17 protein-coding genes and 1 tRNA gene are annotated in these 19,464 nt (G+C 59.7%); 12 read left to right on the forward strand and 6 right to left on the reverse strand.

Going from position 1 to position 19,464, the window contains the following annotated elements:
• Window positions 1-10 precede the first annotated feature (10 nt).
• From pgaB to pgaD, 3 genes are read left to right on the forward strand one after another with little or no spacing between them, the layout of a single operon-like run.
• Window positions 11-2,008: a poly-beta-1,6-N-acetyl-D-glucosamine N-deacetylase PgaB gene (gene pgaB / locus V5E99_RS14755; RefSeq protein WP_499803087.1), complete on the forward strand. Its 1,998-nt coding sequence runs from the start codon at window positions 11-13 to the stop codon at window positions 2,006-2,008.
• Window position 2,009: 1 nt separating this feature from the next.
• Complete coding sequence (gene pgaC / locus V5E99_RS14760; protein ID WP_499803088.1) at window positions 2,010-3,362, forward strand: poly-beta-1,6-N-acetyl-D-glucosamine synthase; 1,353 nt, start codon at window positions 2,010-2,012, stop codon at window positions 3,360-3,362.
• Window positions 3,359-3,856: a poly-beta-1,6-N-acetyl-D-glucosamine biosynthesis protein PgaD gene (gene pgaD, locus V5E99_RS14765; RefSeq protein WP_499803089.1), complete on the forward strand. Its 498-nt coding sequence runs from the start codon at window positions 3,359-3,361 to the stop codon at window positions 3,854-3,856. The genes pgaC and pgaD overlap by 4 nt, the downstream gene beginning before the upstream one ends.
• Window positions 3,857-3,978: 122 nt before the next feature.
• Here the strand turns inward: pgaD and V5E99_RS14770 are convergent, their stop codons facing one another.
• Window positions 3,979-5,508 (reverse strand): FAD-dependent oxidoreductase, encoded by a 1,530-nt coding sequence (locus V5E99_RS14770; protein WP_499803090.1) that lies wholly within the window; start codon window positions 5,506-5,508, stop codon window positions 3,979-3,981.
• Window positions 5,509-5,648: 140 nt separating this feature from the next.
• Here V5E99_RS14770 and V5E99_RS14775 point away from each other — a divergent pair, with 140 nt between their 5' ends.
• From V5E99_RS14775 to V5E99_RS14805, 7 genes are all read left to right on the forward strand, one after another.
• Window positions 5,649-6,209 carry a YbhB/YbcL family Raf kinase inhibitor-like protein gene (locus V5E99_RS14775; protein WP_499803091.1) on the forward strand — a complete coding sequence of 187 codons (561 nt, stop codon included), beginning with the start codon at window positions 5,649-5,651 and terminating at the stop codon, window positions 6,207-6,209.
• Window positions 6,210-6,378: 169 nt separating this feature from the next.
• Window positions 6,379-7,692 carry an MFS transporter gene (locus V5E99_RS14780; protein WP_499803092.1) on the forward strand — a complete coding sequence of 438 codons (1,314 nt, stop codon included), beginning with the start codon at window positions 6,379-6,381 and terminating at the stop codon, window positions 7,690-7,692.
• A gap of 52 nt (window positions 7,693-7,744) precedes the next feature.
• A complete protein-coding gene (locus V5E99_RS14785) occupies window positions 7,745-9,142 on the forward strand; it encodes an amidase (protein WP_499803093.1) in 1,398 nt (465 codons plus the stop codon).
• An 89-nt stretch (window positions 9,143-9,231) separates the two neighbouring features.
• Entirely contained in the window at window positions 9,232-10,944 is a 1,713-nt protein-coding gene (locus V5E99_RS14790) for a vWA domain-containing protein (RefSeq protein WP_499803094.1), read from the forward strand.
• A gap of 17 nt (window positions 10,945-10,961) precedes the next feature.
• Complete coding sequence (locus tag V5E99_RS14795) at window positions 10,962-11,543, forward strand: RNA polymerase sigma factor (RefSeq protein ID WP_499803095.1); 582 nt, start codon at window positions 10,962-10,964, stop codon at window positions 11,541-11,543.
• On the forward strand, window positions 11,540-12,163 hold the full coding sequence (locus V5E99_RS14800) for a hypothetical protein (protein WP_499803096.1): 624 nt from the start codon (window positions 11,540-11,542) through the stop codon (window positions 12,161-12,163). The genes V5E99_RS14795 and V5E99_RS14800 overlap by 4 nt, the downstream gene beginning before the upstream one ends.
• Before the next feature lie 20 nt (window positions 12,164-12,183).
• The gene (locus V5E99_RS14805; RefSeq protein WP_499803097.1) at window positions 12,184-12,456 is read left to right on the forward strand and encodes a hypothetical protein; all 273 of its coding nucleotides are present in this window, start codon (window positions 12,184-12,186) and stop codon (window positions 12,454-12,456) included.
• Window positions 12,457-12,668: 212 nt separating this feature from the next.
• Here the strand turns inward: V5E99_RS14805 and V5E99_RS14810 are convergent, their stop codons facing one another.
• From V5E99_RS14810 to V5E99_RS14830, 5 genes are all read right to left on the reverse strand, one after another.
• Window positions 12,669-13,097, reverse strand: a complete 429-nt coding sequence (locus tag V5E99_RS14810; RefSeq protein WP_499803098.1) for a M48 family metallopeptidase — start codon at window positions 13,095-13,097, stop codon at window positions 12,669-12,671.
• A complete protein-coding gene (locus tag V5E99_RS14815; RefSeq protein ID WP_499803099.1) occupies window positions 13,054-13,389 on the reverse strand; it encodes a helix-turn-helix transcriptional regulator in 336 nt (111 codons plus the stop codon). The genes V5E99_RS14810 and V5E99_RS14815 overlap by 44 nt, the downstream gene beginning before the upstream one ends.
• Window positions 13,390-13,469: 80 nt before the next feature.
• On the reverse strand, window positions 13,470-14,390 hold the full coding sequence (locus V5E99_RS14820) for a hypothetical protein (RefSeq protein ID WP_499803100.1): 921 nt from the start codon (window positions 14,388-14,390) through the stop codon (window positions 13,470-13,472).
• A gap of 243 nt (window positions 14,391-14,633) precedes the next feature.
• Window positions 14,634-15,869 carry a tyrosine-type recombinase/integrase gene (locus V5E99_RS14825; RefSeq protein ID WP_499803101.1) on the reverse strand — a complete coding sequence of 412 codons (1,236 nt, stop codon included), beginning with the start codon at window positions 15,867-15,869 and terminating at the stop codon, window positions 14,634-14,636.
• 167 nt (window positions 15,870-16,036) lie between these two features.
• Window positions 16,037-16,113 (reverse strand) — tRNA-Arg (locus tag V5E99_RS14830).
• Between the two features lie 349 nt (window positions 16,114-16,462).
• Here V5E99_RS14830 and gabD point away from each other — a divergent pair.
• Both gabD and gabT read left to right on the forward strand, forming a co-directional pair.
• On the forward strand, window positions 16,463-17,905 hold the full coding sequence (gabD, locus tag V5E99_RS14835) for an NADP-dependent succinate-semialdehyde dehydrogenase (protein ID WP_008148203.1): 1,443 nt from the start codon (window positions 16,463-16,465) through the stop codon (window positions 17,903-17,905).
• Window positions 17,906-18,088: 183 nt separating this feature from the next.
• Window positions 18,089-19,366, forward strand: a complete 1,278-nt coding sequence (gene gabT / locus V5E99_RS14840; protein ID WP_123515981.1) for a 4-aminobutyrate--2-oxoglutarate transaminase — start codon at window positions 18,089-18,091, stop codon at window positions 19,364-19,366.
• Window positions 19,367-19,464 lie beyond the last annotated feature (98 nt).

A 19,464-nucleotide genomic window follows, 5' to 3' on the forward strand; every position in this document is an offset into this window, starting at 1 on the left:
GAGTTTGAAGATGCCTTTTATCTCGCGTTTCATCCTTTTGCTGGGAGCGCTGCTGGTCAGCGCCTGCGCCCAGCAAGCCCCGGCGTTCGCGCCGCCCTCCGAGCGCCCGCTGGCCGCCAACGAAAAGCCGTGGCCAAAAAACCACGTACTCGGGATTGCCTACCACGACGTCGAAGACCGTGACCCGGACCAAGCCGTGGTCGCCGTGCGCACCGAGCGCATGATCGAGCAGCTTGCCTGGTTAAGGGAGAACCACTACCAACCCGTCACCGTTGACCAGATCATGGCCGCCCGCCAGGGTGGCCCGGAATTGCCGCCCAAAGCGATTCTGTTGAGTTTCGACGACGGCTATTCGAGCTTCTACACCCGTGTCCTGCCGGTGCTGCGCGCCTATAACTGGCACGCGTTGCTGGCGCCGGTCGGGGTGTGGATCGACACGCCGCTGAACCAACCGGTGGATTTCGCCGGCACACCGCGCCAGCGTTCGGACTTCCTGACCTGGGACCAAATCCGCGAAATCTCCCAATCCGGGCTGGTGGAAATCGCCGCCCACACGGACGCCAGCCATAAAGGCGTATTGGCCAACCCCCAAGGCAACCTGCAACCGGCCGCCGCGACCCGTCGCTACGATGCAGTCGCCGGTCGCTATGAAACCGAAGTCGAGTTCCAGTCGCGGATGCGTGCGGACGTCGTGACCATCACCGAAAAAATCCGCAAGGTCACCGGCTACAAGCCGCGCATCTGGGTCTGGCCGTACGGCACGGCGGAAGGCACCTCGCTGCAAGTGGTCAGCGAGCAGGGCTACCAAATGGCCCTGACCCTGGACGACGGCCTCGACGCCCTCGACAACCTGATGAGCAGCCCGCGCTTCCTGGTGGCCTCGGACCCGGACGGCGAGCATTTCGCCAACAGCATCGTTTCGGTGCAGGCCGAATCGCCGATGCGCGTGGTGCATGTGGACCTGGATAACGTTTACGACGCGGACCCGGCGCAGCAGGAAATCAACCTCGGCAAACTGATCCAGCGCATGGCCGACATGGGCGCCAACACGGTGTTCCTGCAAGCCTTCGCCGATCCGAAGGGCGATGGTCTGGTGCATTCGTTGTACTTCCCCAATCGCCACTTGCCGGTGCGCGCCGACATCTTTGACCGCGTGGCCTGGCAGTTGCGCACCCGGGCTCACGTCAAGGTCTTCGCCTGGATGCCGGTGCTGAGTTTTGCCCTGGATTCGACGCTGCCGCGCGTGACGCGTTGGGACCCGAAAACCGGCACCACGTCGGTGGACCCGGACCAGTACAAACGCCTGTCGCCCTTCGACCCGAACGTGCGGCGCATCATCGGTGAGATCTACGAAGACGTGGCGCGCCTGACCTCGGTGGACGGCATCCTCTACCACGACGACGCGGTGCTCTCGGATTTCGAAGACGCCAGCCCCGAAGCGCTCAAGGCCTATGTCGCCCATGGTCTGCCGGGCTCGATTGCCGCGCTGCGGGGCGACCCGGCCACGCTGCAACGCTGGACGCGATTCAAGAGCCGTTACCTGATCGATTTCACTAACGAACTCACCGCCAAGGTCCGCGCCATTCGCGGCCCGCAGGTGCTGACCGCGCGCAATATCTTTGCCGAGCCGATGCTCAATCCCCCGAGCGAAGCCTGGTTTGCGCAGAACCTCGACGACTTCCTCGCTGCCTACGACTGGACCGCGCCGATGGCCATGCCGCTGATGGAAAAACAGACCCAGGCGCAATCCGGGCCTTGGCTCGAAGCGCTGGTGGCCACGGTCAAGGCGCGGCCCGGTGCGCTCGAGCGCACGGTGTTCGAATTGCAGGCCAAGGACTGGACGAAAACAACCGATTCCGACATCGACGGCGCGCAGCTGAGCGACTGGATGAACCGCCTCAAGCGTCAGGGCGCCACCAGTTTCGGCTACTACCCGGACAATTTCCTCGAGAACCAGCCGGACCTGAACACCGTGCGGCCCGCGCTCTCCAACAAGTGGAACCCTTAACATGCTGGATAGACTTCTGGCCCTGCTGGTTCTGGCGATCGTCCTGGGGATACCCCTGGGGCTGATCTTCCTGGTCACCGGGCAATTCCTGATGGACTTCGTGTTCTTTTATCCCCTGTTCATGTCCGGATTGTGGATCGCTGGTGGCCTGTATTTCTGGCTGCACTGGGAGCGGCACTGGCCATGGAAGGACGATACTTTGCCGCCACCGCTGGCCGGCGAACCGCTGATTTCGATCCTGATCCCTTGCTACAACGAAGGTGACAACGCCGCCGACACCATCCATGCGGCGCTGGCCCAGCATTACCCGAACATCGAAGTGATCGCGATCAACGACGGTTCCAAGGACAACACCGCCGCCGTGCTCGACGCCTTGGCGGCGCAAGATCCGCGCTTGCGGGTGCTGCACCTGGCGGAAAACCAGGGCAAAGCCGTAGCCCTGCGCATGGGCGCCATCGCGGCGCGCAGCGAGTATTTGGTGTGCATCGACGGTGACGCGCTGCTGGCACCCAACACGGCGGCCTATCTGGTGGCGCCGATGCTCGACAACGCACGCCTCGGTGCCGTCACCGGCAACCCGCGCATCCGCACGCGCTCGACGTTGGTGGGGCGGGTTCAGGTCGGTGAATTCTCCTCGATCATTGGTTTGATCAAGCGCACACAACGGGTGTTCGGGCGGATCTTTACTGTGTCCGGGGTGATCGTCGCGTTCCGCCGCACGGCGCTGAATCGGGTCGGCTACTGGAGCCCGGACATGATCACCGAAGACATCGACATCAGTTGGAAACTGCAACTGGACCACTGGAGCATCTTCTACGAGCCCCGGGCGCTGTGCTGGATTCTGATGCCGGAAACCCTCGGCGGCTTGTGGAAGCAGCGACTGCGCTGGGCCCAGGGCGGCGCCGAAGTGCTGTTCAAGAACATTCGCGGGATCTGGCAGTACCGTCATCGTTACTTGTGGCCGCTGCTGTTCGAGTACTGCCTGTCCACCGGTTGGGCGTTTACTTTCCTGCTGTCGGTGATCTTTTGGGGGGTGGGCAAGTTTGTCGAAATGCCCTCGGCGATTGCGGTGGATCACCTGCTGCCACCGGCGTTTACCGGGTTGTTGCTGGCGATGGTTTGCCTGCTGCAATTCGCGATCAGCATCATGATCGACCGACGCTATGAGAAGGGTTTGGGCAAGACCATGTTCTGGGTGGTCTGGTACCCGCTGGTGTTCTGGTTGGTCAGTTTGTTCACCACACTGGTCAGTTTCCCCAAAGTGCTGTTCGGCCAACATCAGAAACGCGCGCGTTGGGTCAGCCCGGACCGGGGCATCAAGCCATTGGACGATGAAGAGGAAGTCATCAAATGAAAATCATCAGAACCCGGCAGCGGCCCTTTCTGGTCGTGATCGATGCCTTCTTCACCGTACTGGCCTGGATTGGTTTGCTCTACCTGCTGGTGCGCGGTTTATGGCCACTGATCGATACCCACGACGGCCCGCGTATTGATGCCTCGGTGTTCGACGCGCTCGGCACGTTGCAGATTTATCTGTGGGTGGCGGTGTTGAACGCGGTGATTCTGATTGCCTGGGCGCGTTACCAGCATCGCAAAAGCAAAAGCTTTGCCCAGCGTCGCTTGCCGGCACCGGTGGTGGACGATCACGGCTTGCGCAAAAGCTTCAAGCTGAGCGGCGACCGCTTGGAGAAGCTGCGCACCCCGGGCTCGATGACCATTCACAACGACCAGGAAGGCGACGTCAGTCATGTCGTTACCCATTACTTCCCGATTGATCGGGCGCAGCAATCGTCGCCATTGGCGCCGTTGGAGCATCCACGGGTAATTCGCTTGCCAGAGAGCCGCTGAACCCTCTCCAAACCTGACGCATGTCCCCGTAGGAGCTGCCGAAGGCTGCGATCTTTTGATCTTTTGATCTTGAAGGTCAAAAGATCGCAGCCTTCGGCAGCTCCTACAGGTGCAGTGCAAGATCAGGTGACATCCCGGACCAATCGCCACGCTTCATCCATCGGCAGCGGCTGTTTCATCCGCTCCGCCAGCATCGCCATCGCCCGCTCTTCATCGCAGGCCACCGCCGCCACCACGACCCCGTGCTTGCCGAACAGCCCGATAAACGGCGGATGGCAGGGATCGCCCTTGAATTCGACCTCGTCCCAGCTCTCGGCGTGGCCCAGGTAGTCGTAGTTTTTGCCAAAGTGCCAGGTCCAGAAAAACGGCACGTCGAGGTAATGCTCATCGCCCCCCAGCATATTCGCGGCGGCAATCCGCGCCTGTTGCTGCGCCAGCCGCCAGTGTTCGATCCGCTGGGGCTGGCCGTTGAGCGGGAACGTGGCGATATCGCCGACCGCCCAGAGCCCATCAGTGACGCGCATGCCGCCATCAACCTTCAGCGACTGATCTTTTTCCTTGGGCAGGTCGGCGAACACGGCGGTCGCGGGGCTGACGCCAATCCCGGCCAGCACCAGATCCGCCGGTAAGCGCTGGCCGTTGTCCAGCATCACCGCTTCAACCTTGCCGGCGCCTTCGATGGACGCGGCTTCGCTGTCGGTGTGAAACACCACGCCATGGGCGACGTGCCGGGCGCGGATCGCCTTGCCGACGGTTTCGCCGAATTGGGCGGCGAAGGGCACGGCGTGGCGGGCCAACACGGTCACGTCCAGGCCATAAGTGCGCAGGGAAGAAGCCGCTTCCAGGGCAATAAAACTGTCTCCGATGATCACCGCCCGCTGACCGGGTTTGGCCGCGTCGAGAATCTGCCGGGCCTGATCTTTCGAGCGCAGCACAAAGACCTGCGGCAGGTCGGCGCCGGGCAGCGATAACGGATTGGGGATGCCGCCCGTGGCCAGTAATGCGGCGTCGTAATGCAGGGTTTGACCGTCGGCCAGGTGCAGGGTTTTGTTCGGCGCGTCCAGGCTCGCCACTTCGCCGTGCAGGCGTTCGATGCGTTGCTCGCGATAAAAAGATTCGTCGCGCAGGGGCGGAACTTCGTTAGGTGGCATTTCCCCGGCGATCACAAATTTGCTCAGCACGGTGCGGTCGTAGCCGGCATCGGTTTCCCGATCAATCAACAGCACCCGGCCGCCGAAACCCTTCTCCCGCAGTGCGGCCGCCGCTGCCGTGCCGGCGGCCCCGGCGCCGACGATCACAAAGGTTCGCTCATCATCCGCGGGCGGCGTATGGGCGTCGGCCAACGGCTGGTCATCGACCCAAACCTCGTCGTCGCGAATTTCCAGCGGGTAGCGCTTGAGGCTGTCCAGGGCCGGCGGCTCGCATAACGCGCCGTCTTCGATGCGAAAGGCAGCCTTGTGCCACGGACAAATCAGCCGCCCGTGGCACAGCGCGCCGTCGGCCAGCGGCGCCCCGGCGTGGGGGCATTCGCCCTGGAAGGCGCGCACTTGATCGCCGACCCGCAGCAGAAGGATTTTGGTGTCATCAATCCGGACTTCAAGGCCCCGGTTTTCCGGCACATCGGCAAAACGGGCGACGCGGTGCAGTGCCATGATCGCTCTCCAGGCAGAGGTTTCTCTATTGAGTTGGGCCCTTATCCTGAGGTTCAGCTCAATTGCCACTGCCACCGGGCGAACGGTACGGCTATAGTCTGCCAGCCGACGACGGCCTAACCCGCACAAGGTGCTCCGGTATGACCCGATTGACCTCTCTGAACCCTTGGCTGGCGGCCGTTGCAGTCGCCCTTTGCGTGCAATTGCCCGTGCAGGCCCAGGAACGTTTCACCCTCAATATTCCGGGTGTTACCGACGATCGACTGTTCACCTCCGCTGCCGCCAGCGACGCCCCAGGGTGTGGCGGGCACAACCAGTCACCGGCCCTGAACTGGAACGCCGGCCCGGCGGGCACCCTCAGTTACGCCATCGTCATGCACGACCCCGATGGCGCAAAAGGCCAGGGCGTCGATCACTGGGTGCATTACGGCATCAAACCGACCACCCACCAGATTCCGGCCGGTGTCGGCGCCAAAAACGCCCTCGAAGGCGTCGGCGGCACAAACGTCAAGGGCACCACGACTTACATCGGCCCTTGCCCGCCCACCGGCGACAGCGCGCACCACTACGTCATTCAGATCTACGCCCTGGACCTGGCGCCAGACGCCTTGCCCGCCGGCCTGACCCGCGCGCAGTTGCTGGAAAAAATCAAAGACCACGTGCTGAAAAACAGCAGCGTGGTGCGCCGTTATCACCGCTGATTGCGACCTGTTTAAACGGGCGACAGATTTCAGCTAAAAAGCAGTACAACGCCACAGTCGGGTTGTCCGTGGTTCCTTTTGCGTAGACCATAACGCGCTGCGGGGGAGCGGTTTGAACCGTTCCTTACTACCGCAGCGTCGTTTTTTATCGTCTGTTCAGAGTTTGCCCATGACCGCCCTTACTGATTCGCGAGCAAGTCAGTTTTCCAAGTCTGACTACAAGACCCTCGGCCTGGCGGCCCTCGGTGGCGCGCTGGAAATCTACGATTTCATCATCTTCGTGTTTTTTGCGCTGACCCTCAGCCAACTGTTTTTCCCCCCTGAAATGCCGGAATGGCTGCGCTTGCTGCAAAGCTTCGGCATCTTCGTCACCGGTTACCTGGCGCGGCCGCTGGGCGGCATCCTGATGGCGCACTTTGCCGACCAGTTGGGCCGTAAACGGGTGTTCAGCCTGAGCATCCTGATGATGGCGCTGCCGTGCCTGTTGATTGGCATCATGCCGACCTACGCACAGATCGGTTATTTCGCTCCGTTGCTGCTGCTGGTGTTGCGCGTGCTGCAGGGCGCCGCCGTGGGCGGGGAAGTACCGAGTGCGTGGGTGTTCGTGGCCGAGCACGCGCCGGCCGGCCATCGTGGTTATGCCCTGGGGTTTTTGCAGGCCGGGCTGACGTTCGGCTACTTGCTGGGCGCGCTGACCGCGACACTGCTGGCGCAAGTGTTTACCGCCGCTGAAATCCTCGATTACGCCTGGCGCCTGCCGTTTCTGCTGGGGGGCGTCTTTGGTGTGATCGGCGTCTGGTTGCGGCGCTGGCTGAGCGAGACACCGGTGTTCATGGCCCTGCAAGCGCGGCGCGAAGCGGACGCCGAATTGCCCTTGCGCACGGTGCTGCGCGAACACCGCCATCGTTTGCTGCCGGCGATGATCCTGACCTGCGTACTGACTTCCGCCGTGGTGGTGCTGGTGGTGATTACCCCGACCGTCATGCAAAAGAGCTTCGGCATGACCCCGAGCCACACCTTTGCCCTGAGCAGCCTGGGCATCGTGTTCCTGAACATCGGTTGCGTGCTGGCCGGGCTGATCGTCGATCGGATCGGCGCGTGGCGCACGGTCATGCTCTACAGCGTGTTGCTGCCGGTCGGCATTGCGCTGCTTTATGGCTGTTTGATCAGCGGCGGCGTCTGGCTGGGCCTGGCCTATGCGCTGGCCGGTTTGAGCTGCGGGGTGGTCGGCGCGGTGCCGTCGGTGATGGTCAGCCTGTTTCCGGCGCGCATCCGCGTGTCGGGCATTTCCTTTACCTACAATATTGCGTATGCCCTGTGGGCGAGCACGACACCGTTATTGCTGATCGCGCTGATGCCGTGGAGCCCATGGGTGTGCGTGGCGTATTGCGTGGTGATGGGGGCTGTCGGTGTTGGCTGCGCCGGGTTCTTCGGCGGGCGTGAGCCCGAAGAGGCAAGTCAGGCCTTGGTTTCGGAGCGTTAAGGCAAGAACGTTGCAGGGTGCGCAACAGGGTTTTGGCACGGACGGCGATTCGATGACGCAATTACATGATTTACCCGCCGCGCAACTGCTGGCCTTGTTTGCCAGCCGCGAGTTGTCGCCGCTGGACTATTACGATCACCTGCTGGCCCACATCGAGCGCTGGGAGCCCCGCATCGGTGCGCTGTATGCCTTCGATCCGCAGCGTATTCGCGAACAGGCGCGGGCCTCTACCGAGCGCTGGAACAGAGGCGCGCCGCAAGGGATGCTCGACGGCGTGCCGGTGACGATCAAGGAGTTGATCGCCACCCAAGGCGATTGCATTCCCCTGGGCAGCGCCGCCACGACGCTGGTCCCGGCGACCGAAGATGCCCCGCCGGCGGCGCGCCTGCGTGAGGCCGGGGCGATCATTCTGGGGAAAACCACCGTGCCGGATTTCGGCATGTTGTCGTCGGGGCTGTCGAGTTTTCACGGCATCACCCGCAACCCTTGGGACGTTAGCCAGAACCCCGGCGGTTCGAGTTCCGGCGCGGCGGCTGCGGCGGCGGCCGGTTATGGCCCGCTGCATGTGGGCACCGACATCGGTGGTTCGGTCCGGCTTCCGGCAGGCTGGTGCGCACTGGTCGGGTTCAAGCCCACGTTGGGGCGTATCCCCATCGACCCGTATTACACCGGCCGCTGCGCCGGGCCGATGACCCGCACCGTCGAGGATTGCGCCTTGATGATGCGCTACCTGGCCCAACCCGACCCCCGCGACGCCACCAGCCTGGCGCCTCAGCCGCTGGACTGGAACCTGCAAACACCCTCGATGAACGGTTTGAAAATCGGCTTGATGCTTGACCCCGGCTGCGGCTTGCAGCCTGAAGACGAGGTCTGCGACGCCGTGCGCAATGCCGCGCAACTGTTCGCGGCCCATGGGGCGCAGGTGCGCTTGATCGGGCCGTTGATGGATCGCCAACTGTTGGACGGGCTCGATGATTTCTGGCGCGCTCGTCAGTTGTCGCAGTTGCAAACCCTGAGCCCGGCTCAGCGGGGAAAGGTCTTGCCCTACATCGAAGACTGGGCGGCCACGGCGGCGGGGATGAGCGCGGTGCAAGCGGTCGAAGGCTTCAACCAGACCTTCGAAATTCGCCGCCGCTGCGCCGGTGTGTTCGGCGATCTGGACCTGGTGCTGTCACCCACCAACCAGGTTAGTAGCTTCCCCGCCGACTGGCCCTCGCCGTGCAACGACCCGCGCCAGCCGTTCGAACACATCGTGTTTACCGTGCCGTGGAACATGGGCGAACAACCGGCGCTGTCGATCAATTGCGGCTTCACCGCCCAAGGCATGCCCATCGGTTTGCAAATGATCGCCCCGCGTTTTGCTGATCAATGGTTGCTGCAATGTGCCAAGGCTTATGAAGATTGGCGCGGGCCGATTGAAGGCTGGCCTTCTGTGCCGAGGGACCGCTGAATATTCTTTTTTCAGCGCTTTAACCCGAACCTGGCGGGCGGTCCGTCTCAGAGGATGAATGGATCAATTTCCTCCTGAGGTCAGCCCCCATGTCCCTCCCTGTGCATTTCCTGCGTCCGGCCGCCCACGGTTTCGCCATCGGCTTGCTGCTGGCGGTTGCCGGTTGCGGTGTTTCGTCCAAACCTGATTCCGCCGTGGTGGCACCGCCGTCACCGGCACCGGCTCAAGGTGAGCTGAAAACCGAAGCGCTGGTGCAACCTGAGGCGGTCATGGCGGATGCTTCGATGGCCAAGCGCAGTGTGCGGGCGGCACCGATGGCGATGTATGCGCCTGAGCTTTCCGCTCCGGGCTATCAAGATGAACAGCGCGAACAATATGAGGCGCTGGCGGACAATTCGATCCACAGCGTCGCCGAGGCGCCGGTTTCGACCTTCAGTGCTGACGTCGATACCGGCGCCTACGCCAACGTCCGCCGTTTGCTGAACCAGGGACGCCTGCCCCCGGAAGGCGCGGTGCGGCTGGAGGAGATGGTCAATTACTTCCCCTACGATTACGCCTTGCCCACCGATGGCTCGCCGTTCGGCGTGACCACTGAACTGGCGCCGTCGCCGTGGAACCCGCACACCCGATTGCTGCGCATCGGCATCAAGGCCTCGGACCGCGCGGTGGCAGAGTTGGCCCCGGCGAATCTGGTGTTTTTGGTGGATGTGTCTGGTTCGATGGATCGCCGTGAAGGCCTGCCGCTGGTTAAAAGCACGTTGAAGTTATTGGTCGATCAATTGCGCGAACAGGATCGAGTTTCTCTAGTGGTTTATGCCGGCGAATCGCGAGTCGTTCTGAAACCCACTTCCGGACGGGAAAAAGCGAAAATTCGCACAGCCATCGACCAATTGACGGCGGGTGGTTCCACCGCTGGCGCGTCGGGCATTGAGTTGGCCTATCAGATGGCGCAACAGGCGTTTATTCCCAAAGGCATCAACCGCATCCTGCTGGCCACCGACGGCGACTTCAACGTCGGCATCAGCGACTTCGACAGCCTCAAGCAAATGGCTGCGGATAGACGCAAAACCGGTATTTCCCTGACCACCCTGGGTTTTGGTGTGGATAACTACAATGAACACCTGATGGAACAACTGGCCGATGCCGGCGACGGTAACTACGCCTACATCGACAACCTGCGGGAAGCACGCAAAGTGCTGGTGGATCAACTCGGCTCGACCCTCGATGTGGTGGCCAAGAACGTGAAGCTGCAAGTGGAATTCAACCCGGCGCAGGTCAGTGAATATAGGCTGTTGGGGTATGAAAACCGTGCGTTGAAGCGTGAGGACTTCAACAACGACAAGGTGGATGCCGGTGAAATTGGCGCAGGGCATACGGTGACGGCGTTGTATGAAATTGTGCCTGCTGGTGAGAAAGGGTGGTTGGAGCCGTTGCGGTATGGTGATTCCACGGCTGTTTCTAGTGGAAAGTCTGAAGAAATGGCCATGCTGCGTGTGCGATATCAGTTGCCGGAAGGTGGGAAGAGTCGCTTGATTGAGCGGCCTATTGGCAGCAATTCGGTTGGTAAAGCGAGTGATGACCTGCGCTTTGCGGCCGCCGTGGCAGCGTTTTCCCAGCAGTTGAAGGACGGGCGTTACACCGGTGATTTCAGCCTGAAAGACACCGAAACCCTGGCCCGTGGCGCTCGGGGTGATGACCGCTTCGGCCTGCGCGCGGAGTTTGTGCAATTGGTTGAGTTGGCCCAAAGCCTGCGCACATCCACGGCATCGAATCAGTTGTCCACTGCCAACCCCATCGAGTGAAAGGGATCATCGCTGATATGACGGCTCCAGAATTGAGCACCGATGCCAGCAGCGACGAATCGCTGCTGGCGCGCTATCGCTCGGGCGATGGGCCGGCGTTCGAAACGTTGTACGCCCGCCATCGCCAGGGCCTTTACCGATTCCTCCTCGGCCTCAGTGGCAAAGCCGAACTGGCCGAAGAGGTCTACCAGGACACCTGGCTGAGCCTGATCCGCAGCACCAGTCAGCCACAAGGCCGGGCGAATTTTCGGACATGGCTTTACCAGATTGCCCGCAACCGACTGATCGACCACTGGCGCAAACATGGCATCCACAACCCCTTGCACGACAGCTACGACGAACAGGCCCACGCCGTGATCGACAACGCCGCCGACCCCGAACAACTGCTGAGCCTGAGCCGCGACACCCAGCGCCTCGAAACCGCCCTGCAAACCTTGCCCGCCGACCAGCGCGAAGTCTTCCTGCTGCGCGCCCACGGCGACCTCGACCTGCCGCAGATCGCCGCCCTCACCGAAACACCGCTGGAAACCGTCAAAAGCCGCTTGCGCTACGCCCAGCAAAAACTGCGTCGGCTGCTGGCCGAGGAGGTACTGACATGACTGACGCCCGTTCTACAAAAGAAGACGAAGTGGTGAAGCACTATCGTGACAACAGCAGCGATGGCCCACCGGCGCATCTGGATGCCTTCATCCTGGCCGCTGCACATCGGGAAACGCCTGTACGCAAACCGAATGTTTGGCAGCGTTGGGTCCAGGCTTGCCAAAAACCCCGTTGGCAGGTTGCGTTTGCCAGCCTGGTGGGTGTGGCGCTGATGTTGGCGTTGGTGCAACGTACGCCTGAGCAGGAGCCGCAGTTTGACTCAGCCCCGGCGCCTAAAACCTCGTCGTTTGCGGCTGCCAAGAAAGAAGCCCCGGCCCCGATCGCACGTTCTTTGTCCGCCCCCGCCGGCGCGTTATCTGCGCCTGCACCCGCAGCACCAATGGCCGATTTCGCTGCCCCTGCACAGAGCGAATCGATCAACGCGGAAATGGCTGATGAAGCAAAAGCCAGCAAACGCGCGGCCGCTCCGGCGAAAGCCCTCGATGATCAATTGCGCGAGGTCTTGCGCCTGCAAAACACCGGTCAAACCCACGCCGCCGATGAACTGTTGAAAACCCTGCACAAAAGTTTCCCTAACGAAAACCTCACCGCCCGACTCAAGGTCCTGAAGAAAAACTGAGCCAAAGAGCCTCCGCCAATTTGGCAACAAGCCCCGAAAGCGCGCACTATCGGGGCATAGCCGATGCGTTGGAGGAAGCCGTGGCGAAAAAAATCGATCGCATCGCCCAAATGTTCAGCTGCCCGCAGAAGGGGGAAGAGCTGAGGCGCGGAATTGTTGAGAGTCGTAAGGAGTTTCTGCTGAATAAGCAGGAGGCAGGCGTTCCCGAGGAAGACATCGTTGATGATGAGGTGTTGGAGGAGGGGGACGAGGACGATGAGGAATATGACGAGTTTGATTGGACGACTGAATGATAAAAAACCGCTTAGGCGGTTTTTTATAGATCTTTGATAGGTGGCAATGGTTCGAGAAAAACGAACAACTGAACCCTTAGTGGTTTCCCCCTGAGAGCTCAAGGGCGCGGGCCTGAAAAAACCAACTACCCAAGAAACTACCCAAGAAATGGTCGGTAAAACTGAGAGGTGAATTTGTGGGGCTCTCCACAGAGATGCAATCGATGGAGGGCCTAGCTTTTATCCAGTTTTGGCAAATCGCTAAGGACAAGCGCAGCCATTCCGTCCAAACGCGCTTTAACTTTTTCCCAATTTGGCATGACCTGTTTCAACCGATAGAAGCGCTCACTGTGGTTGTGCTCGGCAATATGACAAAGCTCATGAAGAATCACGTAGTCAATGCAGTCGCGTGGCGCCTTGACAAGGTGGGGATTCAACGTAATCCGACCATTCGGTGAACAACTTCCCCACTGGGTCTGCATCGTTTGAATGCGTAATGGCGGTTCATCCGCTACCCATAACGTCTGCTCCAGAACCGCCGCTAAGCGACGGCTGAACACGTCACGAGCGCGGACTCTGTACCAAGCCCTTAAATGCTCGCGAACATTTTCTGCAGTTTTATGCCTGACAGAAACCTCCAGTTTCCCCCTCAACAACCGCACTTGCGGAACATCTGCAGGATGCTTGGACTTCGGACAGAACCCACGCTACAGGCGCGCCGCGTGCCGTGCTATTGGTGAGTTTTACGGCTTGTGGAAAACCGCTCTCAGGCTGGTTCATCAGTTTGTAAACGGTAGCGCGACCAATACCAGTGATTGCCATGACCTGTTTCACGCGAATCAGCGTGGAGGCGGCATCAAATAGCTCAAGCAACGTGTAAGGACTTGCAGGAGCCTTATGAGAAAGCTCTGCCATCGTGGTATTGCTGTTTACTTCTTGGAGAGGGGAGTTCATAGCTGTGCCTATATGGTGAGAGACAGGCACAGACTAGAGAGGGGGAAAAAAGCAAACACGGTTTGCTTTTTGATTGAAATTTATCGAGGTAGGTATCCACCCAAGATCAGGTATTTTTTGACGGTAGGCTCAGACGCTATGCCCTCCTGTTCTACCAATGCTTTTTTTAGCTCCCGCGCTGAAATAGTAGGATTGGCAAAAATGTGACGATCAGCTGCCTTGCAAACGCGCTCGCGGAGATCCGCTGCATTCTGCTGCTTTACTGACTCCGGCTTCCTGTTGGCCTTGCCCGCAGCCGCGCCTCTTTGCGATGCCTTGGCGGAAAACGCTTTACTCAGCGCCTCGCTTAGAAAATTGGCCACATTGAAGTTACCTTTCGATACGTCGATGTCCTCAACTTGTCTGTAGAGGCTCGCTAGCATGATCGCCTTGTCGGCATCGCCCATGAATGTGCGGAAGGATTCACGAGCGTCAATTTCCCCGCCTGGATCCTTTAGTCGCTCCTTTTCGGCCAGTGCGCAATATTTCTTAGGATCTGTTACTTGCATTTGGGCTATGAGGTCTGCGTCCAGGTCGAAGACGTAGAGTTCCGTTTCAAACAGCCAGTTGGCGAGAACTTGAACAGCTTGAATGCTCTGCACCAGGGTGTAAGTCGCCACGAGTTGCGAGTCCGCAGCGTTGCGATCAACGCTATGAAACCGTCGTATGACACTCGGCAATGAGGCTGCATCGGCGTAGCTGGCATGTTCCTCGATCTCGTCGCGGAGTCGAAACATCGTGGCGACCACCGATCCTGCTCGATCAGGATAACGGCCATCCTCAAGCCAGAATGAGGTGGCGTAATGGGCCAGCTCCAGCGCCTCGTTGAAATACTTTCGAAACGGCGAATACAACGCTAACTCACGCACGGCCTGTTCGATGTCGTCTAGTTCCCACAACAAATTACTGACATCGAAGCCAGCAATTTCCAGGCGGCCAATCGGCATATTCTCATCGTCCATTCACCGCCCCTTGGCCCCGCTTGGCGTCATGGATGCAGCGTTTCACGACACGGTCCTCCTCGACCAACAGTGAGGTGGCTGGGCCAGTGTTGTTACACGATTCGACCGCGTAACACGTCGTGTAGCGTTGAGCATTTCTTCGTGTAACGTGAGCCAAGCCCTTTATATTCAATAAGTTACAGATTGTCGTAACACCTGTAACACGCGTAACACGGTTTTTTGGGGGGGAGTGGATAAGGAGTTTCATATCACCTTTCCAAATTGGCCTTGCACGACATTGCCAACTACTAGCTCATCAAGATGATCTGCGTACCACTGCATCATGACTTTGCGCTGAGATAGGTACACCGCTTTGTTGTACACCCCTGCAATTCCCTCTTTGACATGAGAAAGCTGGGCCTCAATGTGGTTTTCGTCGAATCCCTGTTCATTAAGGATCGTGCTAGCAATGTGACGGAAGCCATGGCCAGTTTGCCGGCCCGCATATCCCAGCCTGCGTAGCGCCATCAGAAAGACAGTATTGCTTCGGGGAATGGTTCGATCTTTTCTTCCAGGGAAGAGAAGAGGGTATGCGCCTGTCAGCGTGCGCAGCTCCGTTATCGATTCAATGGCCTGCCGAGATAGAGGCACTACATGCTCGCGCCGACGCTTCATTCTTTCGGCTGGGATCGTCCAGAGCTTTTTGTTGAGATCGATTTCTGACCAGCGTGCTTCTCGAATCTCGCTCGGGCGTGCCGCTAACAGAGCAAGCAAACGAAGCCCAAGACGGACATCTTTTGCGTGAGGGTAAGAGTTGATAGCTCGAAGTAATGCGGGCAGCTCTTCTATTGATACGTGTGCATAATTTTCAGCACTACGTGTCTGAAGAAATTTATTAAGGCCTTCAAGGGGGTTGTGGATCGCTCGGCCTGTCACTCGTGCCAAGTCGTAGATCTCTTTGCAGAAGGCCCGAACTCTGCCCATTTGCTCAATGATCCCTTTCTGCTCCATGCCGCGCAGAAACTCCATCCATTCAAGGGGCAGTATTTCTGTGTAAATGCGTTTGCCGAAAACGGGGAATACGTGAAGCTCCAGGGCTCCAAGGACTCGACGGGACGTGCCAGCTTCCCAGCTTGAGCGCCTAGCCTCAAACCATTCGCGCCCTAACGCTTCGAAAGTGTTGTTGGCAGCCACCCGGTCAGCAATCTTGCGAGCCTGCTTACTGACTAAAGGATTTTTACCAGTCGATGCGTCATCCCGCAGTTGTGCCGCCTTCTGCCTGGCTAGCGAGCCACTGATTTCGGGGTAACCGCCTAGGCCCAGCCAGGACCATTTCCCGTCTGGTTTTTTGTAGCGCAACTCCCACGACTTCTGCCCATTTGCCTTGACCCGAAAATACAAGCCGTTGCCGTCTTGCTCGCGGTACGTCGCACTCTCTGCCTCCAAGCCTGCAAGAGTAGTGTCGGCCAGTGGGCGGCGTTTGATTTCAGTACGCTTCACTGCGTGTATGCCTCCAGTTCAATGAATCTCAAAGCATACACGTGGGCATACACGGCGTGAAGTTATAGGGGTAGACAGGGAGGGATAGCCAGAAACAAGAAAGCCCGCACGGGGCGGGCTTCTTGGGGTGTTTCGTAGACTGTCTGAGACAGGTCTAGACTGCTATATGGTGCACCAGGCGGGATTCGAACCCACGACCCCTGCCTTCGGAGGGCAGTACTCTATCCAGCTGAGCTACTGGTGCAAGCGGGCGCCATGATACTCATAAGCGTTGCGGGCGTCCATGCTGCTGAATCGTCAGTGTTTTTCCAAGCTGTAACGGGCGTTTGCTACGTTGATCAGAAAAACTAGGCAAATGCGCCGTTTTCGTTCTTTTTTTCGAACGCCCTATTGTCCTTTACCGGCATTGATCCTAGGATTCGTTCGAGATTTCAAACGCTCTTGTCTGGGTGCTGAACCGCACGAGTTTCGATCAGTGCGCTATTTATGTGCTTCAGCCCGGTGAATGATTTCCCTGACGGCAGCCTATAGGGCGCCTTTCTACAATCATAATTCGCTCCGCGCTGGTCGCGGTGCTGTTAAGGAAAGCCGACATGCAGCTTAAAGACACCCAGTTGTTCCGCCAGCAAGCCTTTATCGATGGCGCTTGGGTCGATGCGGACAACGGTCAGACGATCAAGGTCAACAACCCGGCAACGGGCGAAATTCTGGGCACTGTGCCGAAAATGGGCGCTGCCGAAACCCGCCGTGCGATCGAAGCCGCTGACAAAGCGCTGCCGGCCTGGCGTGCACTGACCGCCAAGGACCGCGCCAACAAGCTGCGTCGCTGGTTCGAACTGATCATCGAAAACCAGGACGACCTCGCTCGCCTGATGACCCTGGAACAGGGCAAGCCATTGGCCGAAGCCAAGGGCGAAATCGTTTACGCCGCTTCCTTTATCGAGTGGTTCGCTGAAGAAGCCAAGCGCGTCTACGGTGACGTGATTCCGGGCCACCAGCCCGACAAGCGCTTGATCGTGATCAAGCAGCCAATCGGCGTGACCGCTGCAATCACCCCGTGGAACTTCCCGGCCGCGATGATCACCCGCAAGGCTGGTCCTGCATTGGCCGCCGGTTGCACCATGGTGCTCAAGCCTGCTTCGCAAACCCCGTTCTCCGCATTCGCGTTGGCTGAACTGGCCCAGCGTGCCGGCATTCCTGCCGGTGTGTTCAGCGTGGTGTCCGGCAGCGCCGGCGACATCGGCAGCGAGCTGACCAGCAACCCGATCGTCCGCAAATTGTCCTTCACGGGCTCGACCGAAATCGGTCGTCAGCTGATGGCCGAGTGCGCCAAGGACATCAAAAAGGTTTCCCTGGAATTGGGCGGCAACGCGCCGTTCATCGTGTTCGACGACGCGGACCTGGATAAGGCCGTCGAAGGCGCGATCATTTCCAAGTACCGCAACAACGGCCAGACCTGCGTCTGCGCCAACCGTCTGTACATTCAGGATTCGGTCTACGACGCGTTCGCCGAGAAGCTGAAAGTGGCCGTGGCCAAACTCAAGATCGGCAACGGTCTGGAAGAAGGCACTACCACGGGTCCGCTGATCGACGAGAAAGCCGTGGCCAAGGTTCAAGAGCACATTGCTGACGCGATCAGCAAAGGCGCCACTGTTCTGGCGGGCGGCAAGGTCATGGAAGGCAACTTCTTCGAGCCGACCATCCTGACCAACGTGCCGAAAAACGCAGCCGTGGCCAAGGAAGAAACCTTCGGTCCGTTGGCGCCGCTGTTCCGCTTCAAAGACGAAGCCGAAGTGATCGCGATGTCCAACGACACCGAGTTCGGCCTGGCGTCGTACTTCTATGCCCGTGACCTGGGCCGTGTGTTCCGTGTGGCTGAAGCCCTGGAATACGGCATGGTCGGTGTCAACACCGGGTTGATCTCCAACGAAGTCGCGCCGTTCGGCGGCATCAAGGCGTCGGGCCTGGGCCGTGAAGGCTCCAAGTACGGCATCGAAGATTACCTGGAAATCAAATACCTCTGCCTGGGCATCTAAGCCCGGCTAGGCATTGCTTTAAACGCAAAGGGCACGAGAGCGCTGACCCTTTGCGTGCTTCAAACGGAAATTTCTCTGTGGCCGGGAAAGCTGTGGCAGTCGATCATCGCATGCTGCCGTAGTTGCCTCCCCGCTGCATTTTCCTTGAACCACGCCGCCCGATGAGCGGTGAATGAGGACTTTATGAGCAAGACTAACGCTTCCCTGATGAAACGCCGCGAAGCCGCTGTACCACGCGGTGTTGGCCAGATTCACCCGATCTTCGCCGAGTCCGCGAAGAACGCCACTGTGACCGACGTTGAAGGTCGCGAGTTCATCGACTTCGCCGGCGGTATCGCCGTGCTGAACACCGGTCACCTGCACCCGAAAATCATCGCCGCCGTGACCGCGCAGTTGAACAAGCTGACCCACACTTGCTTCCAGGTGCTGGCCTACGAGCCTTACGTTGAGCTGTGTGAAAAAATCAACGCCAAGGTCCCGGGTGATTTCGCCAAGAAAACCCTGCTGGTGACCACCGGTTCCGAAGCCGTGGAAAACGCCGTGAAAATCGCTCGTGCCGCCACTGGCCGCGCCGGCGTGATCGCGTTCACCGGCGCTTACCACGGTCGCACCATGATGACCCTGGGCCTGACCGGTAAAGTCGTGCCTTACTCGGCCGGCATGGGCCTGATGCCAGGCGGCATCTTCCGCGCGCTGTACCCGAACGAACTGCACGGTGTGAGCGTCGACGACTCGATCGCCAGCATCGAACGCATCTTCAAGAACGACGCCGAGCCGCGTGACATCGCTGCGATCATCATCGAGCCGGTTCAGGGCGAAGGCGGTTTCTACGTCGCGCCAAAAGAGTTCATGAAGCGTCTGCGCGCCCTGTGCGACCAGCACGGCATTCTGTTGATCGCTGACGAAGTGCAAACCGGCGCTGGCCGTACCGGCACTTTCTTCGCCATGGAACAGATGGGCGTTGCTGCCGACCTGACCACCTTCGCCAAATCCATCGCCGGCGGCTTCCCGTTGGCCGGTGTGTGCGGCAAAGCCGAATACATGGACGCCATCGCGCCAGGTGGCCTGGGCGGCACTTACGCCGGTAGCCCGATCGCTTGCGCCGCGGCCCTGGCCGTAATGGAAGTGTTCGAAGAAGAACACCTGCTGGATCGCTGCAAGGCAGTCGGCGAGCGTCTGGTGACTGGCCTCAAAGCCATCCAGGCCAAGTACCCGGTGATCGGCGAAGTCCGTGCCCTGGGCGCAATGATCGCGGTCGAGCTGTTCGTCGATGGCGACAGCCACAAACCGAACGCGCCAGCCGTGGCCGCTGTTGTGGCCAAGGCTCGCGACAAGGGCCTGATCCTGCTGTCCTGCGGCACTTACGGCAACGTTCTGCGCGTCCTGGTACCGCTGACTTCGCCGGACGAGCAACTGGACAAAGGCTTGGCGATCATCGAAGAGTGCTTCTCCGAGCTGTAATGCCAAGTGTGACCTGATCGACAAAAAACCCGCTTCGGCGGGTTTTTTTATGATCCTGAAACATAACCGGGACAAATGCGTTGTATCGAATGGCCAGC

This window comes from Janthinobacterium sp. LPB2021202312-11-4 (assembly GCF_037049705.1).
In the GTDB taxonomy this organism is placed as follows: domain Bacteria; phylum Pseudomonadota; class Gammaproteobacteria; order Pseudomonadales; family Pseudomonadaceae; genus Aquipseudomonas.